The organism is Mesorhizobium sp. (assembly GCF_005063415.1).
GTDB lineage: Bacteria > Pseudomonadota > Alphaproteobacteria > Rhizobiales > Rhizobiaceae > Mesorhizobium.
Genome location: NZ_SUEG01000427.1, coordinates 1 through 229, shown reverse-complemented (window position 1 = coordinate 229; position 229 = coordinate 1). Strand labels below are relative to the sequence as shown.

The following is a 229-nucleotide window of genomic DNA, read 5'->3' as shown; positions in this document are numbered from 1 at the left end:
CATCGCTGCCTGCAGCGCCACGGCATCAGCCGCCTGCCGGACGTAGAAGGCGACAAGCCGGCGAAGAAGAAGTTCAAGAGCTATCCGATCGGCTACTTCCACATCGACGTCGCCGAGGTGCGCACAGAACAGGGCAAGCTGCACATGTTCGTCGCTATCGACCGCACCTCGAAATTCGCCTTCGTCGAACTGCATGAGAAGGCCACCACCGCCATATCGAGAGACTTCC

Annotated in this window: 1 pseudogene; it reads left to right on the top strand. The window is 59.8% G+C overall.

From position 1 onward, the window contains the following. Positions 1-229 (top strand): annotated as a pseudogene (locus tag E5W70_RS32915) (IS481 family transposase); the annotation flags it as partial.